Raw genomic sequence first — 20944 nt, forward strand, 5'->3', positions numbered from 1 at the left:
CCATCAAAAGAATTCTTATTTAACCACATCAAACAACCAAGGCGCCTCTACGCGCTTTTTCGCCTCGTAAGCGCGAATGGCGTCAGCTTGCTCAAGTGTGAGACCTATATCATCCAAACCATTCAACAGGCAATGTTTACGAAACTCATCAATCTCAAAGGCAAAACTTTCACCACTTGGAGTCTTAACCAGTTGCGATGCCAAATCGATAGTCAATTGGTAGCCTTCAGAGGCATACATTTCTGTAAACAATTGATCGACAATTTTCTCATCCAGAACAATAGGCAACAAACCATTTTTAAAGCAGTTATTAAAGAAAATATCGGCAAAGCTGGGCGCAATCACCGAACGGAACCCATAGTCATCCAACGCCCAAGGCGCATGTTCACGACTGGAGCCACAACCGAAATTTTCGCGCGATAACAACACAGTTGCGCCTTGGTAACGCGCAAAATTCAGTGGAAATTCCGGATTAATCGGGCGACCTTCGCAACTTTGATCTGGCTTACCCTCATCGAGATAACGCAATTCATCAAACAGGTTTTTTCCGAAACCGGTACGTTTAATCGATTTCAAAAATTGCTTGGGAATAATCATATCAGTATCGACATTAGCGCGATCCATAGGAGCGGCAATGCCTTGCAATACAGTAAAACTTTTCATGGCTGTCTCCTATTGATTAGTTGAATGTGCGCACATCGACAAAATGACCGGCAATTGCCGCCGCCGCCGCCATCGCCGGACTCACTAAATGAGTGCGACCGCCGTAGCCCTGACGCCCTTCAAAATTACGGTTAGAGGTAGATGCACAATGCTCTCCGGCCCCCAACTTGTCGGCATTCATTGCCAAGCACATAGAACAACCTGGCTCGCGCCACTCCAATCCCGCGGCGATGAAGATTTTATCCAAGCCTTCCGCCTCCGCCTGCGCTTTCACTGCACCAGAACCGGGAACCACTATCGCTTCTTTTACTGACGCTGCCTTGGTGCGCCCCTTTACTACTTCCGCCGCCGCACGAATATCCTCAATGCGCGAGTTGGTGCAGGAGCCAATAAACACACGATCCACATGGATAGAAGTAATTGGCTGATTGGCTTGCAAACCCATGTATTCCAATGCACGAATCATATCTTTACGCTTTACGGGGTCCGCTTCACTGGCAGGATCCGGCACCCTATCCTCGACAGAAACTACCATCTCCGGCGAAGTACCCCAGCTCACTTGCGGCTTGATATCCGCACCGTTTATTTCTACAACCGCATCAAAATGCGCACCTTCATCGCTGACATAGTTTTTCCAGTCAGCAACCGCCTTCTCCCACAAATCACCTTTCGGCGCATAGGTACGGCCTTTCACATAATCAATCGTGGTTTGATCGACTGCCACCATCCCGGCACGTGCGCCCGCTTCGATCGCCATGTTGCACACGGTCATGCGCCCTTCCATGCTCATATCGCGAAATACCTGGCCACCAAATTCAACGGCATAACCTGTACCACCAGCGGTACCAATTTTAGCGATGATGGCGAGCACCACATCTTTTGGCGTCACACCAAGACCGAGCCTACCCTCAACCTTGATCAGCATGTTTTTCATCTTTTTTGCAACCAAACATTGGGTTGCCATTACGTGCTCAACTTCACTGGTACCAATACCGTGAGCCAATGCACCCAACGCACCATTGGTTGCTGTGTGAGAGTCGCCGCACACAACTGTCATACCGGGCAAGCAAGCACCGGTTTCCGGGCCTACCACATGCACAATCCCCTGACGGTTATCGTTGATTTTGAACTCGACAATACCGAACTCATCGCAGTTGTCGTCCAAGGTTTGCACCTGAATCAATGACACCGGATCCTCAATTCCCTTAACACCATGTGCACGTTCTTTCTGGGTTGTAGGAACGTTGTGATCCGGCGTAGCAAGGATCGAATCCACACGCCAAGGCTTGCGACCAGCAAGGCGCAGACCATCAAATGCCTGCGGAGATGTCACTTCATGGACGATATGGCGATCGATATAGATAAGCGCGGAGCCATCGTCGCGCTGTTGCACGAGGTGGGCATCCCAAAGTTTGTCGTAAAGCGTTTTCGCGGTCATGGTGAATCTCCAATGTCGGCTTGCACGGTATTTATCTGGATTATCAGGCACTACCTGATTATCACTCTATGGCAGTGATAGTACGTTCAAGCAACCCATAAAACAAATTTATCTTTTTTATATATTGCATTCCATAAAGGAATGAATTAAAAAGCCCCAATGGATACACAACACCTGCAAGCCTTTGTCGCCATCGCCGAAACCGGCTCCTTCTCTGCAGCTGCAGAGCGGCTTCACCTCACCCAGCCGGCCATCAGCAAACGAATTGCCTTGCTGGAGGAGCAATTAAAGTCGCCACTGTTTGATCGTATAGGCAGGCAGATTGCGCTAACCCAGGCTGGTCAGGTTTTATTAAGCAAAGCCATATTAATATTGAGTGAAGTGACAGCCGCACAGCGTGCTATCGCAGACCTGAAAGGCGAAGTGGAAGGCAAGCTGAGCATTGCGACCAGTCACCATGTAGGCCTTCATTATTTACCACCGTTTTTACGTGAATTCTCAACGCAATTCCCACAGGTAAAGCTGGATTTGCACTTTTTGGATTCGGAGCAAGCTTATTATGAAATACTCCAAGGCAGATTCGACCTCGCCATCATCACGCTCGCGCTTGAGCAAGACTCGCGACTCAAAAGCCACAACCTCTGGCACGACCAACTCCACTTCGTCGCGGCGCCAACCCACCCCCTCGCCGCGCAACAGAATCTTCAGCTGGCCGATTTAAGCCGCCACCCTGCCGTAATGCCGGACACCAATACCTATACAACCCAGCTAATCAGCAAGCTTTTTGAGGCGCAGGCGGCAACACTGGATATAGGTATGGTTTCAAATCACCTCGACACGATTAAAATGCTGCTCAGCATCGGACTTGGCTGGGGCGTATTACCCAAACGTATTTTGGACAGCGAATTGGTGATTCTAAATGTGGCGCACGAACCCATTATGCGCCCACTAGGTTGTATACATCATAGCCAGCGCTCCTTGAATAACGCTGCCAGCATGTTCCTGCAGCTGCTGCAACGGGATCAACACCAGCCACTTCCACCAACACATCAATGAAAAACTGCGTATAAACACACTATTGTCACGCGCAGTTCTTTACACTAGCGTCGCCTCAACTTCAGCAAAAGGAACACACAATGAAATTACTCTCTCCCCTCGTTACCCGCTCACTGGGTGCAATGTCGCTCATCATTGCAAGCCATGCCAGCGCCGATACTATTTTTGGCATTTATGCCGGTGCAGGCAGTTGGCAAAGTGAGTACAGCGGCAGCGCCGGTGACCCATCAGCCAGCATGGATGAACTGGGCTTTGATAAAAACAACAACACTTTTTACTATGTTGCGCTTGAGCACCCAATCCCCCTGATTCCCAATATCAAGCTGCAACAAAATGACATTAGCAGCCGCCAAACCGGCACATTAACTAGCGACTTCATCTTGAATAATGAGTCTTTTGGCCCTGGCAGCATCGCTACTGATTTTGACCTGAGCTACACCGATGCTGTGCTCTACTACGAAATACTGGATAACTGGCTGAATCTGGACTTGGGTATCACTGTACGTAAATACTCCGGTGAATTACAGGCACGGGCAGACGCCAGAACTGACACAGTAGATGTTGATGTGACCCTGCCACTAGGCTATGCCCGCTTCCAGTTTGATTTGCCACTGACCGGTTTCTCTGCCGGTGTTGAAGCCAACATCATCAAATACAAAGACAACTCAGTGTCTGACTACAGCGCCAAAATCAGCTATATGTTCGATTCGGCCCTGGATCTGGGACTTGAAGTGGGTTACAAGACCGCATCGATTAAAATCGATGAAGACGATGTGATTACTGATATCCGCTTGAAAGGCCCCTACGCAGCCGCTATTTTCCATTTCTAAGCACAAAAAAACGATTCACAAAAAAGCCTCGCTATTGCGAGGCTTTTTTGTGTAGCGCAGCGATAAAATCACAACGCACCCAACTGCAAATAAAAATTGTAATCGCCACTGAAGGTAAAACCATACCCCAAATACAAGGGACCCAAGGGAGTTTCTCCACCCAGGTAAACGACGGCAGAGTCCAGCCAAGTGTCGCTGGTGGCAAGCGTATAAACTTGTTCCAGCCGCGCGCCCTCTATACCAATCCCGAGACGTAAATCACCATTCAAGCCCAGCGGCATGCGCCCCATAATACGTTCTGCACGCACATGCGCATAGAAGGCATCGTCACCTAATATTTGATTGCTTGCGTACCCGGACATATTCAAGAAACCGCCCAACATAACTGCATCGTAAACAGGTAACGCCCCTCTTAATGACGTGATATGAGCAGCGCGCGCGCCAAAAACAAATTGATCAAGTTTGTAAGCGGCCCCCAGATCCAGCGATAGTTTTTGATATTCCTCATCACCCTGGGAGTCAAAGTAACTAATATCAGCACGCCACCCGTGCGATGGAAAATATAAACGGTTGCGCCGGTCCAGATTTAATTCATAAATAATACCGCCGTATCGCTCATACACATCCGGAAGCACAATTGCACTGATATCCGCACTGCCCCGCATGTGATATTCCCGCCATCCCAGTTTTGATTGGCCATAAACGCCAAAATTCTTCCCCAGGGCAAGCTCATAATAGGAAGTATCCAGCGTGTACTCGGCAACTTGATGCGCATCACTGTAGATACCAATGGCATCGCGCTTTCTGAAATAGAGTGGCTCAACAAAAAAGCTCTGATTCGGCATAAGCGGCTGATAAAAATTTAACTCCATGGAGGGTTTTCCACCCACATCTACAGTGGCAAAAAATTCGCCTCCATAGGAATTGAGCCAAGTATTACGATAGGCCCCACGCGCATTAAAGCTGGAACCTTGTCGGTACTCATTGTCGATGGCAAAGCCGAAGGTTAAATAATCCGAGCCCCAATCACGCTCCCGCACAAGGATTTCCAATACATTGCGCTCATCGCGGCGAACAACCCGGTAATCGACGCTGTCGTAAAAGCCGTCGCCGTAGGTGCGGATCAAATCCTGCTCAAGCAACGCGCGGTCCAGCACATGCTTCTCTTGTTGCTGAATGTGCCTGGCCACATAGTCGGGATGCACACGCTTTGTCGGTGCAATCGCAATCTCATCAATGACCGGTGCATCGCGTACCGGATTGCGCCGCTTTTGTCCCCACAGCGCGTAAGCGTTGGCACTCACCGACAGCTCGCGCAAGGCAGCGCGCTGCCGCTCTGCTGCTACCCTTCCAGTTGCCGCTGCCTCCTCATAACGTGCAAAATCCGAGGCGCGAATATCGCCCAATTCCGGCGCGATGTAGATATCGACACCCGTCAAGGTCGATAGTGAGCGTTCAACGTTCTGCTTGGTCAAAATACCAATCATCTGCGCAGTCACACTGAGTAGCGATCCAACATTCTCCGGTGAGCGCAGGGGCGACCCGACATTAACAACAATAACGCGATCCGCTTTACAGAGATCCCGCGCCACATCAACCGGCACGTTATCAACCAAGCCACCATCGACCAATTTACGCCCCTGATACTCCACTGGCGACATTAATCCCGGTACCGACATACTTGCCCGCATCGCTTGGGTAAGACTACCCTCGCGGAATACAACCCGCTCGCCAGTGCCGATATCCGTTGCCACTATCGCCAAGGGAATAGATAACTGCTCAATGTTCCGCTCGCCGAGATCCTCATCAACCAACTGATTGAAAAACAGCTTTATCTTTTCGCCGGCAACTACCCCCGGCTGAATTTGAAACCCTCGCTCGGACAAGCCAATCTGCGTACCCGCCAGATAGCGCCGGCTCACTCGTTTTTGGCGATAACTCAATTGCGAGTAATCCGCCAAATCCAGGAAAATATCGGTCCAATCCGCTTCAGAGAGCTTTTCGCGCATCATTTTTGGGGACAAACCTGCCGCATAGGAACCGGCAACCAGCCCCCCCATACTGGTCCCCACAATACAATCCACCGGGACACGCTCTTGCTCAAGCACCTCAAGAACGCCTATATGTGCAGCGCCACGGGCACCACCACCACCTAACACAAGCGCTATTCGTTCCGGCTCTGCCATCACCATCGCCGCATCACCCAAGAGCAGCAACCAACTTATTGCCAGTAGTTTTTTCATCTGGTCTCGATTTTCCTTATGTACACAAAAGGCATTTGGATTCTGCACTGCAAAAAATGCAAAGAATTACCCACAAGGCTACCATAGCAAATATTTCATAAGATGCTGATGGCAAGCACGACCTGCTCATTTATTAACCTACATTTTGGCCATTTAGCTACCAACATATCCGATAGCAACAGCATCTGGAGGATATATCTCCCTAAATTAGGGGTAAATTGAGGATTAATGAAATAGCACTGGTTTATTTTTAAAACAAATAAACTAAACATCCCAAACATTAGCCAATAACCAGAGTATTTGTCTTTATTTATTAGCTTAATTAAAAAAAGCATCCCACTTTTTGACCATCCTTCGGTAGAATGGCCTACGAATTATGAATTTCCAGGAAGCCATGACCATGCCCCAAACACAAGTTGATGACCTCAATGTGGTCTCACAAGAACTGCTGATTTCCCCAGCAGTGTTAAAACACAAAATTCCCCTGACAGAAAAAGCACGGGATGTTGTTACCCAAGGCCGTGAGGTTGTACGCAATATCCTTGATCGCAAGGATCACCGCATTTTTGTCGTGATCGGCCCCTGCTCGATTCACGATGTAGCCGCCGCCAAAGATTACGCCCAGCGCCTGAAAAAATTAGCCGACGAAGTGAGTGACACTATTTATGTAGTGATGCGCGTCTATTTTGAAAAACCGCGCACCACCGTGGGCTGGAAAGGCCTGATCAACGACCCCTACTTGGATGACTCCTTCAAGATTGAAGAAGGATTACACATTGGTCGACAACTGCTGCTGGACATCGCCGAGCTAGGCCTGCCAGCGGCAACAGAGGCACTGGACCCGATTTCGCCGCAATACTTGCACGACCTGATCAGTTGGTCTGCTATTGGTGCCCGCACCACAGAGTCACAGACGCACCGCGAAATGGCGAGTGGCCTCTCCTCTGCAGTAGGTTTCAAAAATGGTACCGATGGTGGTTTGACCGTAGCGATCAACGCGCTGCAGTCGGTCTCCAAGCCGCACCGCTTCCTGGGCATCAACACTGAAGGTCAGGTAGCCATTATCCACACGCGCGGCAACGGCTATGGCCATGTAGTACTGCGCGGAGGCAACGGCAAACCCAACTACGACTCCGTCAGCGTTGCGGCGTGCGAGCAAGAGCTGGCTAAAGCTAAAGTCGTTCCCAACATCATGGTCGATTGCAGCCACGCCAACTCAAACAAAAACCATGAACTGCAAACACTGGTTATGGAAAATGTTGCCAACCAAATTCTGGAGGGCAACAACTCGATTATCGGCCTGATGGTGGAAAGTAATATTGGCGCGGGCAATCAAAATATTCCCGCCAATCTGTGCGACCTGAAATACGGTGTATCAGTTACTGATGCATGTATTGACTGGGAAACCACCGAAAACAGCCTGCGCAAAATGCGCGACACCATCAAAGAGGCACTGGTAAAAAGAGCGCAAGCCTGATTACTGGAAGCCTCCCGAAAAGCGGTCATTTGTGGCCGCTTTTTTGTTTATAGGATCTCTGTATGAGCGTTAGCTCACTCACAGATTGTTAAATTTACCGACACAAAATCAAGCACTTCTCTGGCCTTTTCACTGACTGACTGTTAGATTCCCCACTCAATGACTATTGGGATCAGCCTCCTCCCACGCAAATCCGCGTCACCATGAAGAGTTTATTATGGCATCCAGTCACCCCCTAAAAACACCAATCACCAAACCCGACCAGTCTCTTACCTCCGCTGGAAGCTCTGCCGTGGTGAAAGCAGTGGCAATGGGTGAGTTGGTATTGAGTGTTAGTACTATGCTGGGTTGCGATTATATTTTTGTCAGCCATATTGGCCCTCATGCACTACTGAGCCAGCAACATTTGCACCGGACAATACGTGAGCTACTGGACATGTTAGACACCTCGCCCCGGCAAAGCTTGATTGTCAGCGCGGATGAACGGCTCGATGGACAGCTCAGTTTCACGCGTTACGACTATATTTGGGAAAATCGCAAAGTAGTTCGGGTAAGCCCCACCCTCATCAGCAATCAGGAACAAATCGATTTCATGCAGATGATGTTTGATTGCAGCTCTACCTGCTAAACAACTCTTACCGTTTCTTAAGTAGCACCCCTCGACTCCATAGCCTAAACTCAAGCACATCACTATAAACAGGTACGATAGAGACCTGTATTCATCGGCAATTATCCGGTCAAGCTGTTGCACAATGGTTCTGTGAATTGAACCGGCACAATGCTGGCTGCGCGTTACTGCGCGCTATAATCAGTCAACTCTTGACGAGTAGTTTTTATGCCCAACACCATCCGTAAAATGGCCTGCCTGTTTTTAGGCCTTTTTGTCTTGCTCGCCATACCCTCACAGGCTTTTGCCAAACAGAAGACGGTTATCACCAACATGAAGTCCAATGTGCAAACCGACTACATGAACGGCTTGCTAAAACTGGCGCTATCTTATTCAACAACAGACTATGTTTATAGCTCTACGCCTGAGGTTTACTCACGACCACGGGTAATGGAGTCGGTAAAATCAGGCAGTATTTCCGTTATGTGGGGCGGCACATCGGAAGAAATGGAGCAGGATTTCATTCCCGTCAGAATTGACGCCTACCGGGGGCTGATGAATCACCGCCTCTTTTTTATCCGCCAAGGTGATCAAGCACGCTTCGACAATATCAATACACTCGAAGACCTTAAAACGATAAAGCTAGGCCAAGGGCGCAGTTGGCAAGATGCCTCTATTTTGGAAAGTGCCGGCCTTGATGTTGTTAAAGCCACCAAAAAACCCAGCCTTTACTACATGCTGGATGGTGGGCGTTTTGACGCATTCCCCCGCGGCGCTAACGAAGTTTGGACTGAGCTCAGCGCCTTTCCTGATTTGCCGCTAACTGTAGAAAAACGGCTGGTACTGATTTATCCGCTACCGACCTATTTTTTTGTAACACCTAAAGATCCGGAATTGGCCAAAGATATAGAAGACGGACTTGAAGCCGCCATCAAAGATGGCGCCTTTGATAAATATTTTTACAGCAGCCCGGAAGTTCAAGAGGCATTGCAAAAAGCAGATCTACCCAACCGTCGAGCCATACGCATTAACAACCCCTACCTACCTAAAGCAACACCCTTGGACAGGAAGGAACTATGGCTGGATTTAACACGCAACACCCCTGCCAATATCATAACTGAGGAGAATAGCACGGAAGATTCGCCTCCCTCCGACGAATAATGGACGGGGGCAGCAACAAGCCTTGCCCCTGTAAAAAGAAACTTTTCCGCAAAAACAGACTCACATTAACTGTCAGCACCGCGTCGTTTACGGTGCTGATACTGCTTTTACTCCCCCATTTCCGCTATTATGAGAGAAATAAGGGGTTATCCCCCTCTACTTGGCCCCGCTACTTTCGCTTGCGTGTTTTTGACCTTTTGAGAAGCTCTTTATGCAAATTGCTGTTGTAAGATCGCTAAAATTTACGCTATTCAGTCTTTTGATAAGCCTTGCCCTGCCGGGGTTGGCAACTGTTGCAGAGCTCAAACCTACCGCCGAGCAAAGTAAAGCCGTTGTTGATCTGGTAGAAAAACTCAACAAAGAACACTATCGCGATCAGGAATTCAATGATGCCCTGTCGTCGCGCTATTTTGATGAGTACCTGAAATCACTGGACAGCGCCAAGAATTTTTTCTTGCAAACCGATGTTGCCGAGTTTGAAAAATACCGCAAGACCTTTGATGATGACTACAAAAAGGGGCAACTGGACAATAGCTTTGCCATCTACAATCGCTTCAACAAGCGCATGGTGGAGCGGCTGGAAAAAGTGATTAAAACGCTGGATGATCCCAATACAAAATTTGATTTTGACGTTGAAGAATCCATCGTGATCGACCGCGAAAAAGCAATTTGGCCAGCCAACGCTGCCGAGGCGGATAAACTTTGGCATCAATACCTGAAATCCAATTTACTCAACTCCATGCTCTCCGACAAAACATTGGAAGAGAGTAAAACAACCTTACGCAAGCGCTACGCTAACCAATTGCGTCGCCTGAAGCAGCAAACACCAGAAGAAGCATTCAGTGTAATGATGAATTCACTCACCACACTGTATGATCCCCATACCAATTATTTATCCCCGGAAAATGCCGAGAACTTTGATATCAGCATGTCGCTTGAGCTTCAGGGTATTGGCGCCGTACTGCAGAGCGATGAAGACTACACCAAGGTCAGCAGCTTGGTGGTTGGCGGCCCCGCACAAAAACAAGGTCAACTCAAACCAAACGATAAAATTGTCTCTATCGCACAAGGTGCTGATGGCGAATTTGTCGATGTAGTTGGTTGGCGGCTGGATGAAGTAGTGAAATTAATTCGCGGCCCGAAAGGCACCATTGTGCGCCTGGAAGTTATGCCGGCAGATCCAACAGCGACGGCCAATAAGCAAATCACCATCAAACGCGAAACCGTCAAACTGGAAGATCAAGCAGCCAAGAAAGCGGTATTTGAAATTAAAAATGGTGATTCCACCTTTAAGCTGGGTGTTATTGACATTCCAACTTTTTATATGAATTTTGAGGCCTATCAAAAAGGCGACCCGAATTACAAAAGCACCACACGCGACGTGTACAACCTGTTGAACGAATTAAACAAAGAGAAAGTTGACGGCATTATTATCGACCTGCGTGACAATGGTGGCGGCTCGCTGCCAGAGGCAGCCATGCTCACTGATTTGTTTGTTGACCCGGGCCCTGTTGTACAGATTCGTCAGAGTGACGATACAGTATCGCGCAACTATCGCGCCTATCAGCCAGCAGTATACCGTGCGCCCATTGCCGTATTAATTAACCGCTTAAGTGCATCGGCATCGGAAATTTTTGCGGGTGCTATTCAGGATTATGGCCGTGGCATAGTGATTGGCTCAACGACCTTTGGTAAAGGCTCAGTGCAAAATCTGGTTGATTTAAAACATGGCCGCCTGAAAATTACCGAAGCCAAGTTTTACCGCATCTCCGGCGATAGTACCCAGCACCGCGGTGTCATTCCCGATGTGAAATTACCCAGCTTGTTAGACCCGGATCAAATTGGTGAAAGCAGCTACGATAACGCCCTGCCTTGGGATCGGATCCACCCTGCTCCACACCAAAATTATTACAACATCAGCAAATATTTGCCGCGCATTGAGACTGCCCATCAAGAACGCCTGGCACATGACCCTGACTTTATTTACCTGAACAAGCAGAGTGAAATATTCAAAGAAGCCTCAGATAAAAAAGAAGTTTCACTGCGCTTGGAGACACGTAAAGAAGAGCAGAAACAACTTGAAGCACGCATGCTGAAAATGGAAAACGAGTTGCGCACTGCAAAAGGTGAAAAACCTTATGCTGATTATGCGGCCTTGAAAAAAGCCAAAGGCGGTGATGAATCAGAGGAAGAGCCTGAACAAGAAAAGAGCAAAGAGATCAACCCAAAAGAAGATCCTTATCTCATGGAAGCAGGCCATATCCTCGCTGACTTTATTGGTCAAATTAAGCATCCAGAAACCAAAGTCGCACAACAACAGTAACTATTCTTTTTTAACCCTCAAAACACCCGGGCATTTATGTCCGGGTGTTTTTTTACAATGAGCATAGCTATGAAAGCCATATCATTTAACGTCAACAGTATTCGTATGCGCTTGCATCAGTTGGAAGCGGTTATTGCAAAACACTCGCCTGATTTTATTGGTTTGCAAGAAACCAAAGTCAACGATCCGGATTTCCCGCTGGAAACCATTCGGGGTTATGGTTATCACGTAGAATATTTTGGCCAAAAAACTCACTATGGCGTTGCAATACTGTCCAAGTATCCCTTTAAAAAAGTGATTAAAGGTTTCCCGAGCGATGATGAAAATGCACAGCGTCGCTTCATTGGCGGTGTGTTTGATACACCCGTCGGGGAAATCACCTTGCTGAACGGTTATTTTCCCCAGGGGGAGAGCCGCGATCACGCCGTAAAATTCCCGGCCAAGCGCAAATTTTATGCTGACCTCATCGACTATTTAAAAAACTATGAAACGCCGGACAAAAAAATTATTGTGATGGGCGATATGAATATTTCCCATCAGGATATTGATATAGGGATTGGTGAAGTGAACCGCAAACGCTGGCTAAAAACCGGCAAATGCAGTTTCCTGCCGGAAGAGCGTGAGTGGTTAAATGAATTATTAGCCTGGGGCCTTAAGGACAGTTTTCGCGAGCACAACCCTGAGCTTAGCGACTTATTCAGTTGGTTTGATTATCGCAGCGGCGGTTTTGAGGATGACCCCAAGCGCGGCCTGCGCATCGATTTGATTCTGATGACCCAAAGCCTTCTGGAAAAATGTGGTGCCAGTGGAATTGATTATGATGTCCGCGCTATGGATAAGCCTTCGGACCACTGCCCTGTTTGGGTCGAGCTACAACACTAACAGCGCAGGTATAAGGAAGTGGGATTATTCCCACGCCCTATAACTCCGTGCAATTGCTGCACAATTTAGGCAAGTGCAGTTTCAAAATCTCCGCCAACTTGCGCGTTGCAGGCCCGGCAAAATCGCGGTCTGCAAACGTCAGGTAAGTCGTCACCTCGCGTACTGCACCAATCTCTACGGGTAAATATTTCAAGCGTCCGCTCACAATATCTTCATGGGTATAGGCGTCGGGTATCCAGGCATAACCCAAACCCTGCCGAATAGCGTCAAGCGAGGTTTTTATGTGACTCACAGTCCAACGCTGGTCCGCCTCCTGCCAGCCTTCGGTCCGGCGACGGTACTGCCCTGAATCGCGCACAATAATTTGCCGATACTGGCGCATATCCTCGTAATTAATTGCGCGCCCCAAGTGTTGCAAAGGGTGATCCGGGCTGGACACACCGTGCATTACCACCGTGACCAACTTTTCCCCATAAACCCGGTGGGCACACGCCCGCCAATCGCCAAATCCACCTGGCGCTGCAGCAGCGCATCCTCCGTTCCGCTCAGCACAGACTCAAATACCTCAACACGGGTGTCGGGAAAGTCCTGTGCAAAAATAGCCAAGCACTGCAGCACCACGGCGGGAGGGATAATGATATCTGCCGCAATTTTCACCAGCGGCTCCACCTGTACCGACAAGCAGCCCGCCGACTTTTCCAAGCGCTCAGCCTGCTCCAGTAATTGTTTTGCCCGGCGATAAAGCAGCTCACCCGCTGCCGAGGCAACGGCTTTGCGCCCCTGTAACTGGAACACCTTGACCCCCAGCGCCAGTTCCAGTTGTGATATTGCATAGGAAACGGCGGACTGACTCTTATTGAGCAGCTCGGCCGCTTTGGCGTAACCACCCGCATCAATCACTGCCAGGAGTGCGCGCCATTGCTCCAGCGTGACCTTATTCTCCGTACTTACCAGTCGTGTTGGGGTTTGATCTTGCGTCATAGGGCTTTACTCACTGGGATAATCAGAACCAATTAAATAATTAGATCATATACCACCAAATATCCCTATTTATCATTCGCTCGTCAAATCATTAAATGGACACATGGCAATCAAGCCACCTTAACGAGGAAAACGACATGGCAACGCTCTTACAGATTAATAGCAGTTTATTTGGTGATAACGGCAACTCCAGCCAACTTTCCCAAGAGTTTGTACAACACTGGAAAACACAACACCCGGACGGCAAGGTCGTGGTTCGCGATTTCGCCAAAGAAACAGTTCCACACCTGGATGCTGCACGGGTACAGGCTTTGTTTACCCCTGAAGCAGACCGCACTGCTGAACAGCAAGCCGTTGTGGATTACTCCGACCGGATAATTGCCGAAATTCAAGCCGCAGATGCCATCGTTATTGGCGTACCGCTTTATAATTTCGGCGTACCCTCAACACTGAAGGCCTATTTCGATCACATTGCCCGCGCTGGTGTGACTTTCAAATACACAGAAACTGGCCCTGTTGGCCTGCTGAATGACAAACCTGTGTACATTATTGCTGCGCGCGGCGGTGTTCACAAAGGTCAACCCAGCGATACCCAGAGCCAGTTCCTGACAAACTTCCTGAGTTTTGTGGGCTTGAAAGATGTTCGCTTTATCTACGCAGAAGGCCTGAACATGGGCCAAAAAGATCAAGCTTTTGCAGATGCCAAAGCAGCGATTACCGAAGGGGTTGCGGCGTAAGCCGCCTCCTCCTCGGCCTAACCTAGCGAGGAGACACACTATGCAACGCCAGTTACAACAAATCCTTCAAGGTCGCGAAACCAGCGATGGTGCTGGTGTACGCATCAAACGCAGCCTCGGCCAACATCAGCACGCGCGTTTTGATCCATTCCTGATGCTGGATGAATTTGGCAGCAACAGTGCCAATGATTACATCGCCGGTTTTCCATCTCATCCCCATCGCGGCTTTGAAACTGTGACCTATATGCTCGAAGGTCACATGCTGCATGAAGATCACATGGGTAACAAAGGCCATTTGCGCAATGGTGATGTACAGTGGATGACTGCCGGGCGCGGTATTATTCATTCGGAAATGCCGCAACAAGAGCACGGCATGATGCGCGGTTTCCAGCTCTGGTTAAATTTACCTGCCGCTGAAAAAATGAAGCCTGCACATTATCGTGATATACCTGCTGCCGATATTCCGCAGGCCGATTTACCTGGCGGCGGACGCATTAAGGTGATTGCAAACACAGCGGTAATTAATGACAAAATCGTCAGCGGCCCTATTCAGGGATTAACAACCGAAGCGATTTATTGGGATGTGCATCTGCCGCAGCACGCTGGCTTCAACCACGCCATTCCCAGCGATCACAATACCTTTGTTTATGTTTATGAAGGCGATGTAGCAATTGGTGAAGACAAACGCAAATTAACACAGGGCAATGCAGGTTTACTCAGCAAAGGCGATGAAATTAACTTGGTCGCACTGAGTGAAGACACCCGCTTCCTGGTAATTTCCGGTAAGCCAATCAAAGAACCCATTGTGCAATATGGCCCTTTTGTTATGAACACAACGGATGAAATTGAGCAGGCAATCCTGGATTATCGCGCAGGCACTTTAGCAAGCTAAGCACCAGGCGCAGTGCAACAACATGGTTGTGCTGCGCCTAGCGGCTATTTGATGATCCACAAAAATTTAGCGCCCTGCACCATAGGCTTGAATATAGTGCTGCAAGGTTTTTTCATGGCGGCGAATAAAATCAATGTCCTGTTGTGGAACAGCCAGTACGGCAGGGTCGGCTTTTTCTTTTAATTGTTTGGCCTGCTCTTCCGTTACTTTACCCAAATCACCGAATAAAAAGTACGCCGCAATCGCATTACCCAACATAGTGCTTAAACGCATGTACTCCCCTACGGATTTCCATCCCAGTTGGTTTACCACCTTATCCGCCTGCACCCATAAATTTTCTTCGCGCAATATGCGTTCAATTTCCTGATCCTGTTGCACCTGTGTCAATGCATCAAACAGACGAAAAGACTCAGGGGTGAGATGGCGCGCATCAATCGCTTGTATAAACGGCGCCATATCGCGATTGCTCTGCATCCACCGGTTTACTGATTGGGTGTTGAGATGACGATTGTCAGGCAATAACTGGGCGTAGCCCGGCGCAACCATGGTAAACAACAGAACGATTCCCAAAAAATATCGGATCAATTTCATTGCAAAGCTCACCTGTCAGGACACACGCAAACTAATAGCTGCCGTCAGAGACCATACCCAAAAGAAAAAGAACACCAAAAATGGGGTCAGTAAGCCGAGGGATAAACCGGCGACGCCCTTGCCCTCGTAAAAAGGGTAGAACACAAACAATTGAATCAATGTTGGGATTAATGCAATCACAAAACTGCGTGCAAAAATGCTACTCGCATAAATAGGCAACAAAAATAAAAATCCCCATAAACCACACCACACAATGCGTGGGTACATCCAGTGAGGTGAGAGCGAACCCGCCAAACGAACATTGAGCGATTGTGTAATGCCGTAATAGCTGAACAGCCACATGACAACACACATCACCAAACCACCCAGACAGCCGGCACCAAATACCGTTAATGCATTTCTCATAACAATTACTCGCCCCATGGCTACGATATAACGACAGTGAGGGTTCCTATTTAACAGCAGAAAACCCCAGGATAATCCCCCATTCACAGAGGGCGACAGTGTAGCATCGCAAATTAACACTTGGTTACACGAAGTCCACAGTTTGAGCTGTTACAATGGCAGCCCAGTTTTTAGACTGCCCTTCTTATTTATTACCGGCGATTGCATTATGTTTCGTTTTTTTGAAAGCCTGATCAAACCCTTCCCTCCCGAAGACCCTAGCGCCCCGCCCAAGACACTCTATGCTTTTTGTCGTCACTACAGTCGCGGAGCCGAATTCTATTTGCTCGCCATGGCGGTCTTCACCGGTTTAATTGCCATTTTGGAAGTCTCGCTCTTCGGTTTTTTAGGCAATTTGGTGGACTCGCTCAACCAACATTCGCCGGACAGCTTTTGGACAGTGTCTCGCCATGAATTAATCTGGATGGCCGTCATCCTGTTAGTTGGTTTACCTGTGTCCGTATTAATGCACTCGCTATTAATGCATCAGACATTGTTGGGAAACTTCCCCATGCGCATTCGCTGGCAAGCGCACCGCTACTTGCTTGGCCAGAGCTACCAGTTTTATCAAAATGAATTCGCGGGCCGCGTTGCGACCAAGGTGATGCAAACCGCGCTGGCTGTGCGCGAAACCATTATGAAGTTATTGGACGTACTGCTGTACGTTATTGTCTATTTCAGCAGCATTCTGGTATTGGCATTTTCGCTGGACTGGCGCCTTGCTATCCCATTAATCGTTTGGTTTTTTGCCTACTGCGGACTGCTATATTATTTTTTACCGCGCCTGTCAAAAATATCCACCGCACAAGCCCATGCCCGCTCTGACATGACCGGCCGCCTGGTAGACACCTACACCAATATTTCCACGGTGAAATTATTTTCACACTCCAACCGTGAAGCGGACTATGCCAGAACAGGCATGGAGTATTTTTTAAGCACAGTACATCCGCAAATGCGCCTTGCCACCTTGCTCGGTACCAGTGTGTGGGTGATTAGTGTCATTCTGATTTTTTCGATTGCCGCAACCTCATTATGGCTGTGGTCAAATGCCGCCGTAACCACCGGTGCAATTGCCGCTGCGATTGGTTTGGTGTTGCGTTTGAATGGGATGGCGCAGTGGATTATGTGGGAAGTATCTGCCCTGTTTGAAAATATTGGTACGGCGCGCGATGGGTTAAATACCCTGACCATTCCACGCGAGGTACAAGACAAGCCCAACGCCAAACCGCTGCTCATCCAGCAAAGCGCAATTGATTTTAAATCTGTGCAATTTAATTACGGCAAACACGATGGCTTGTTAAACGATTTTAATCTGCACATTAATGCCGGTGAAAAAATCGGACTGGTAGGCCGTTCAGGTGCAGGCAAATCAACCTTGGTGAATTTACTGCTGCGTTTTTACGATGTGAATGCCGGTTCTATTTTAATCGATAACCAAAATATCGCCGATATAAAACAAGAGAGCTTGCGCGCGCAAATTGGCATGGTCACCCAGGATACATCGCTGTTGCACCGCTCCATTCGCGACAACTTACTCTATGGCAAACCCAATGCAACGGAAGAGGAAATGATATGCGCTGCCAAGCAAGCTGAAGCCCACGACTTTATTATGAGCCTCAGCGATAACGAGGGCCGTACCGGCTATGACGCTCACGTCGGCGAGCGCGGCGTAAAATTATCCGGGGGCCAGCGCCAACGCATCGCCATTGCCCGTGTACTGATTAAAAATGCGCCGATCTTAATTATGGATGAAGCCACCTCTGCATTGGATTCGGAAGTGGAAGCGGCAATCCAAACCAATTTAACCACCTTGATGCAAGGCAAAACGGTGATTGCGATTGCGCATCGCTTATCGACTATTGCGGCATTGGATCGTTTGATCGTGCTGGATAAAGGCCGGATTATCGAACAGGGAACACACAATGAATTAATTGCCTTGGGAGGCGTGTATGCGCACTTGTGGGCGCATCAATCGGGAGGATTCCTGGGCGAGTTTTAACAGCGCAAAATAAAGGCGGGTTAGTTCGCTAACCCGCCTTGCACAGGCCATTATTTTTTAGCGATATACAAATCCCAAATCACCAGCAAGATACCAATCAAAAACCCGACATGGGCCAACATGGCACCGCCAGCAAACAACCAGCCTAATACTATCGGCCCACCATCATCAGGCCCAATAAGGCTGTACAGCATAATGGGCATGGCACAAGCCAACACCAACATTAAACTCAGAGCAATCACTTTTATACCACGTGGTGAGTTACTGCGCATGACCGCGCGGATAGGATTCCACATTGCAATTACCACATTAAGTCGTCAGGAATGACGTAATCTTTGTAAGGATCATCTTCATCCACTTTATTGTCTTGCTTGGTATTGGCAACCACAACAAACTTCTCGTCGCGCTGGGCGATTTTATCGGCAACGATTCGCGGCACCAATTCATACCCCTCACCCAACTTCACCACCGCTAACAAACCGCGTGCAATTTGTTCAAGCACCAAAGGCGATACACGCATTTTTTTGATGAGCTTGCCGTCAGTAAAGTTGTATTCCCCATCACCATTGCCCGCACCTTTGGGCTGGCGATGATTTTCAATCAGCTGTTTAATTTGTGCTGCAATGGCTTTTTGTTGCAACTCCAAATCGCGCTGGCGATTTAATTCGCGGTCGCGTTCTATTTTTTCCAAACGTGCCTGCTCAGCAGATTGTTTTACTTCATCCACGACTTCTTCGCTGGAACGACGTGCCACATTGGTTTCTTTACGTTTTTCTTTGTTGGCTTGTTTGGCTTTTTTTGCATCAATCAAACCGGCTTTTAATAGTTGGTCTTGCAGGGAGGCCATAATAGAGTCTGCTTAAAAAAGTTAAGTTGTTGAATAGGTATTTGCCGGGTAACGCGCCCTCACCCACTGCTCACGCCCGGCAATCGCCTGGCGCTTTGCATCGCTCTGGGCATCCAGGTGTTTTACCTGCAATGCCAACCGCGGATGCTTCTGAAACAAGGCGCGATGTTTACGCAAAAATGCCCAATACAAGGTGGTAAATGGGCAGGCATTTTCCGTTTCCGCTTCATCTGGCTTATAGCAACAGTGATCGCAATAATTACTCATTTTGGCGATGTAACGACCCGTTGCGATATAGGGCTTGGACGCCATTATGCCACCATCTGCATATTGGCTCATCCCGAGCACATTAGGCAACTCAACCCATTCAATGGCATCCACATACATGGCGAGATACCAGGCATGAATTTGCGACGGCTGGGTGTGCCAAAGCTGTGCAAACAAACCGGTCACCATTAACCGTTGGATATGATGACCATAGCCATGGTCCAGCACCTGTTTGATACTCTGCGCCAAACAGTGCATATCCACCTCACCGGTCCAGTAAAAGTCCGGCAGGTTGTGCCCGGCATCGAGCGCATTCATGCTGAGCCACTCAGGCATCAGGCTCCAATAAAGGCCGCGCACATACTCACGCCAGCCCAAAATTTGTCGAATAAAACCTTCCACCGCATTCAAAGGCGCCTCACCCTGTTGATAAGCCTTCTCTGCTGCCGCAATCACTTCTCGCGGCGATAAAAGCTTCAGGTTAAGTGCAGCAGATAAGCGCGAATGGTAGAGCCAGGGTTCATTGACCCACATGGCATCCTGATATTCACCAAATAAGGGTAAGTGTTTGGCGATAAAAAAATCCAGAAGTTGCAGCGCCTGAGCACGATTAACCGGCCAGCCAAACCCCAGCAGATTGCCGGGATTTTCCAGAAATAAACGCTCAACAGTATCGATTGCACCTTGGGTCAACGAATCAGGTGGAAATAATAAGGCTGCCTCTAACATACCGGGCCCTTTCGCGGAAAAAGTGCCGCGATTGTCCTTATCGTAGTTCCATTCACCTCCCTCCGGCTGATCGCCACGCATGAGAATCCCGGTACGTTTGCGCAATTGGCGATACCAATATTCCATCCGCCACTGCTTTTTACCTTTTTGCCAAGCGGTAAACTCGCCGGGCTTGGCGATAAAGTGATTGTCACCTAGCAGCTCCAAGGGAATATGATGCTCCGCACAGCAGCGCTTGAGGCTTTGCAGTACTCGATAATCACCCGGCAATACCAAGCGCACCTGTAGGGGTTGATATTGCTGCAAGCTTGCGGCCAATGCAGCGGAGAAATCGCGAAGGCAAACCTCGTCCAGAGAGCTGTAATGCAGAGGCAACTTTTCATCGCGCAGCTGTTGTGCAAAGTGGCGCATAGCTGCCAGAAACATCGCACTGCGCTGCTTGTTGGAGGGAACATGCGTGCTTTCCTCCTGTACCTCAGCCATCCACAGCAAATCCTGCGTCGAATCAAAATCGTCAAACAAGGCACTATCGCGATTGAGCTGATCCCCCAAAATCACACACAGACGGCGAATCTTTGCAGGAGAGCGGGTAGTAATTACGGCGCTTTTAGCAGGCATGGTCATTGAATACTCTTTTCCTTGGTTTTACGGGCGGAATAGCTACAGGCTTTGGAACAATATTTAACCTCTTGCCACACGCGCTCCCACTTCTTGCGCCAGCAAAAAGGCCGGTGACAATAAACGCAGATTTTCTCAGGCAAGTGTTGTTTTTTCATC

The 20944-nt window shown here is 48.7% G+C and carries 21 protein-coding genes; 10 read left to right on the forward strand and 11 right to left on the reverse strand.

Features of this window, described 5'->3' with window-relative positions:
* Window positions 1–15 precede the first annotated feature (15 nt).
* Together leuD and leuC are read right to left on the reverse strand one after the other, a co-directional pair.
* Window positions 16–663 carry a 3-isopropylmalate dehydratase small subunit gene (gene leuD, locus B0D95_RS06520; protein ID WP_078043146.1) on the reverse strand — a complete coding sequence of 216 codons (648 nt, stop codon included), beginning with the start codon at window positions 661–663 and terminating at the stop codon, window positions 16–18.
* 16 nt (window positions 664–679) lie between these two features.
* Window positions 680–2101: a 3-isopropylmalate dehydratase large subunit gene (leuC, locus tag B0D95_RS06525; protein WP_078043147.1), complete on the reverse strand. Its 1422-nt coding sequence runs from the start codon at window positions 2099–2101 to the stop codon at window positions 680–682.
* Window positions 2102–2260: 159 nt separating this feature from the next.
* Between leuC and B0D95_RS06530 the strand changes: the two genes are divergently transcribed.
* Both B0D95_RS06530 and B0D95_RS06535 read left to right on the forward strand, forming a co-directional pair.
* Window positions 2261–3157: a LysR family transcriptional regulator gene (locus B0D95_RS06530; RefSeq protein ID WP_078043148.1), complete on the forward strand. Its 897-nt coding sequence runs from the start codon at window positions 2261–2263 to the stop codon at window positions 3155–3157.
* A gap of 80 nt (window positions 3158–3237) precedes the next feature.
* Window positions 3238–3987 (forward strand): TIGR04219 family outer membrane beta-barrel protein, encoded by a 750-nt coding sequence (locus B0D95_RS06535; RefSeq protein ID WP_078043149.1) that lies wholly within the window; start codon window positions 3238–3240, stop codon window positions 3985–3987.
* A gap of 68 nt (window positions 3988–4055) precedes the next feature.
* Here the strand turns inward: B0D95_RS06535 and B0D95_RS06540 are convergent, their stop codons facing one another.
* The gene (locus B0D95_RS06540; RefSeq protein WP_078043150.1) at window positions 4056–6230 is read right to left on the reverse strand and encodes a patatin-like phospholipase family protein; all 2175 of its coding nucleotides are present in this window, start codon (window positions 6228–6230) and stop codon (window positions 4056–4058) included.
* Between the two features lie 400 nt (window positions 6231–6630).
* Here B0D95_RS06540 and B0D95_RS06550 point away from each other — a divergent pair, with 400 nt between their 5' ends.
* The 5 genes from B0D95_RS06550 (at window position 6631) to xthA (ending at window position 12680) form a co-directional block, all read left to right on the forward strand.
* Window positions 6631–7707 carry a 3-deoxy-7-phosphoheptulonate synthase gene (locus tag B0D95_RS06550; RefSeq protein WP_078043152.1) on the forward strand — a complete coding sequence of 359 codons (1077 nt, stop codon included), beginning with the start codon at window positions 6631–6633 and terminating at the stop codon, window positions 7705–7707.
* 217 nt (window positions 7708–7924) lie between these two features.
* Window positions 7925–8335, forward strand: coding sequence for a hypothetical protein (locus B0D95_RS06555; RefSeq protein ID WP_078043153.1), 411 nt, complete (start codon window positions 7925–7927; stop codon window positions 8333–8335).
* Between the two features lie 207 nt (window positions 8336–8542).
* The gene (locus B0D95_RS06560) at window positions 8543–9475 is read left to right on the forward strand and encodes a transporter substrate-binding domain-containing protein (protein WP_078043154.1); all 933 of its coding nucleotides are present in this window, start codon (window positions 8543–8545) and stop codon (window positions 9473–9475) included.
* Window positions 9476–9686: 211 nt separating this feature from the next.
* The gene (locus B0D95_RS06565) at window positions 9687–11798 is read left to right on the forward strand and encodes a carboxy terminal-processing peptidase (protein WP_078043155.1); all 2112 of its coding nucleotides are present in this window, start codon (window positions 9687–9689) and stop codon (window positions 11796–11798) included.
* A gap of 69 nt (window positions 11799–11867) precedes the next feature.
* Window positions 11868–12680, forward strand: a complete 813-nt coding sequence (gene xthA / locus B0D95_RS06570) for an exodeoxyribonuclease III (protein ID WP_078043156.1) — start codon at window positions 11868–11870, stop codon at window positions 12678–12680.
* Window positions 12681–12717: 37 nt separating this feature from the next.
* Here the strand turns inward: xthA and B0D95_RS20785 are convergent, their stop codons facing one another.
* Both B0D95_RS20785 and B0D95_RS20790 read right to left on the reverse strand, forming a co-directional pair.
* Window positions 12718–13134 carry a substrate-binding domain-containing protein gene (locus tag B0D95_RS20785; protein ID WP_246841783.1) on the reverse strand — a complete coding sequence of 139 codons (417 nt, stop codon included), beginning with the start codon at window positions 13132–13134 and terminating at the stop codon, window positions 12718–12720.
* Window positions 13128–13661, reverse strand: a complete 534-nt coding sequence (locus B0D95_RS20790) for a LysR family transcriptional regulator (protein WP_246841743.1) — start codon at window positions 13659–13661, stop codon at window positions 13128–13130. The genes B0D95_RS20785 and B0D95_RS20790 overlap by 7 nt, the downstream gene beginning before the upstream one ends.
* Window positions 13662–13798: 137 nt before the next feature.
* On the opposite strand from B0D95_RS20790, the gene B0D95_RS06580 reads away from it, so the two are divergent.
* On the forward strand, window positions 13799–14398 hold the full coding sequence (locus B0D95_RS06580; RefSeq protein ID WP_078043157.1) for an FMN-dependent NADH-azoreductase: 600 nt from the start codon (window positions 13799–13801) through the stop codon (window positions 14396–14398).
* 40 nt (window positions 14399–14438) lie between these two features.
* Window positions 14439–15290: a pirin family protein gene (locus tag B0D95_RS06585; protein ID WP_078043158.1), complete on the forward strand. Its 852-nt coding sequence runs from the start codon at window positions 14439–14441 to the stop codon at window positions 15288–15290.
* Between the two features lie 66 nt (window positions 15291–15356).
* On the opposite strand, the gene B0D95_RS06590 is transcribed toward B0D95_RS06585, so the two are convergent.
* Together B0D95_RS06590 and B0D95_RS06595 are read right to left on the reverse strand one after the other, a co-directional pair.
* Window positions 15357–15881, reverse strand: coding sequence for a hypothetical protein (locus B0D95_RS06590; RefSeq protein ID WP_246841744.1), 525 nt, complete (start codon window positions 15879–15881; stop codon window positions 15357–15359).
* Between the two features lie 15 nt (window positions 15882–15896).
* Entirely contained in the window at window positions 15897–16286 is a 390-nt protein-coding gene (locus B0D95_RS06595; RefSeq protein WP_078043159.1) for a hypothetical protein, read from the reverse strand.
* A 208-nt stretch (window positions 16287–16494) separates the two neighbouring features.
* Here B0D95_RS06595 and B0D95_RS06600 point away from each other — a divergent pair, with 208 nt between their 5' ends.
* Window positions 16495–18324, forward strand: coding sequence for an ABC transporter ATP-binding protein (locus B0D95_RS06600; RefSeq protein WP_078043160.1), 1830 nt, complete (start codon window positions 16495–16497; stop codon window positions 18322–18324).
* A gap of 50 nt (window positions 18325–18374) precedes the next feature.
* Here B0D95_RS06600 and B0D95_RS06605 read toward each other — a convergent pair whose 3' ends face one another.
* From B0D95_RS06605 to B0D95_RS06620, 4 genes are read right to left on the reverse strand one after another with little or no spacing between them, the layout of a single operon-like run.
* On the reverse strand, window positions 18375–18620 hold the full coding sequence (locus B0D95_RS06605; RefSeq protein WP_078043161.1) for a hypothetical protein: 246 nt from the start codon (window positions 18618–18620) through the stop codon (window positions 18375–18377).
* Window positions 18621–18625: 5 nt separating this feature from the next.
* Window positions 18626–19171: a DUF2058 domain-containing protein gene (locus tag B0D95_RS06610; protein ID WP_078043162.1), complete on the reverse strand. Its 546-nt coding sequence runs from the start codon at window positions 19169–19171 to the stop codon at window positions 18626–18628.
* Window positions 19172–19192: 21 nt separating this feature from the next.
* Window positions 19193–20791, reverse strand: coding sequence for a cryptochrome/photolyase family protein (locus tag B0D95_RS06615; RefSeq protein ID WP_078043163.1), 1599 nt, complete (start codon window positions 20789–20791; stop codon window positions 19193–19195).
* Window positions 20788–20943, reverse strand: coding sequence for a DUF2256 domain-containing protein (locus B0D95_RS06620; RefSeq protein WP_078045650.1), 156 nt, complete (start codon window positions 20941–20943; stop codon window positions 20788–20790). Before B0D95_RS06620 ends, B0D95_RS06615 begins: the two co-directional genes overlap by 4 nt.
* Between the last annotated feature and the right edge of the window lies 1 nt (window position 20944).

This window comes from Cellvibrio sp. PSBB023, from assembly GCF_002007605.1.
Lineage (GTDB): Bacteria > Pseudomonadota > Gammaproteobacteria > Pseudomonadales > Cellvibrionaceae > Cellvibrio.

Coding starts and splice junctions, on each gene's coding strand:
- leuD (WP_078043146.1), bottom strand. CDS start 663: ATGAAAAGTTTTACTGTATTGCAAGGCATTGCCGCTCCTATGGATCGC.
- leuC (WP_078043147.1), bottom strand. CDS start 2,101: ATGACCGCGAAAACGCTTTACGACAAACTTTGGGATGCCCACCTCGTG.
- B0D95_RS06530 (WP_078043148.1), top strand. CDS start 2,261: ATGGATACACAACACCTGCAAGCCTTTGTCGCCATCGCCGAAACCGGC.
- B0D95_RS06535 (WP_078043149.1), top strand. CDS start 3,238: ATGAAATTACTCTCTCCCCTCGTTACCCGCTCACTGGGTGCAATGTCG.
- B0D95_RS06540 (WP_078043150.1), bottom strand. CDS start 6,230: ATGAAAAAACTACTGGCAATAAGTTGGTTGCTGCTCTTGGGTGATGCG.
- B0D95_RS06550 (WP_078043152.1), top strand. CDS start 6,631: ATGCCCCAAACACAAGTTGATGACCTCAATGTGGTCTCACAAGAACTG.
- B0D95_RS06555 (WP_078043153.1), top strand. CDS start 7,925: ATGGCATCCAGTCACCCCCTAAAAACACCAATCACCAAACCCGACCAG.
- B0D95_RS06560 (WP_078043154.1), top strand. CDS start 8,543: ATGCCCAACACCATCCGTAAAATGGCCTGCCTGTTTTTAGGCCTTTTT.
- B0D95_RS06565 (WP_078043155.1), top strand. CDS start 9,687: ATGCAAATTGCTGTTGTAAGATCGCTAAAATTTACGCTATTCAGTCTT.
- xthA (WP_078043156.1), top strand. CDS start 11,868: ATGAAAGCCATATCATTTAACGTCAACAGTATTCGTATGCGCTTGCAT.
- B0D95_RS20790 (WP_246841743.1), bottom strand. CDS start 13,661: ATGACGCAAGATCAAACCCCAACACGACTGGTAAGTACGGAGAATAAG.
- B0D95_RS06580 (WP_078043157.1), top strand. CDS start 13,799: ATGGCAACGCTCTTACAGATTAATAGCAGTTTATTTGGTGATAACGGC.
- B0D95_RS06585 (WP_078043158.1), top strand. CDS start 14,439: ATGCAACGCCAGTTACAACAAATCCTTCAAGGTCGCGAAACCAGCGAT.
- B0D95_RS06590 (WP_246841744.1), bottom strand. CDS start 15,881: ATGAAATTGATCCGATATTTTTTGGGAATCGTTCTGTTGTTTACCATG.
- B0D95_RS06595 (WP_078043159.1), bottom strand. CDS start 16,286: ATGAGAAATGCATTAACGGTATTTGGTGCCGGCTGTCTGGGTGGTTTG.
- B0D95_RS06600 (WP_078043160.1), top strand. CDS start 16,495: ATGTTTCGTTTTTTTGAAAGCCTGATCAAACCCTTCCCTCCCGAAGAC.
- B0D95_RS06605 (WP_078043161.1), bottom strand. CDS start 18,620: ATGTGGAATCCTATCCGCGCGGTCATGCGCAGTAACTCACCACGTGGT.
- B0D95_RS06610 (WP_078043162.1), bottom strand. CDS start 19,171: ATGGCCTCCCTGCAAGACCAACTATTAAAAGCCGGTTTGATTGATGCA.
- B0D95_RS06615 (WP_078043163.1), bottom strand. CDS start 20,791: ATGACCATGCCTGCTAAAAGCGCCGTAATTACTACCCGCTCTCCTGCA.
- B0D95_RS06620 (WP_078045650.1), bottom strand. CDS start 20,943: ATGAAAAAACAACACTTGCCTGAGAAAATCTGCGTTTATTGTCACCGG.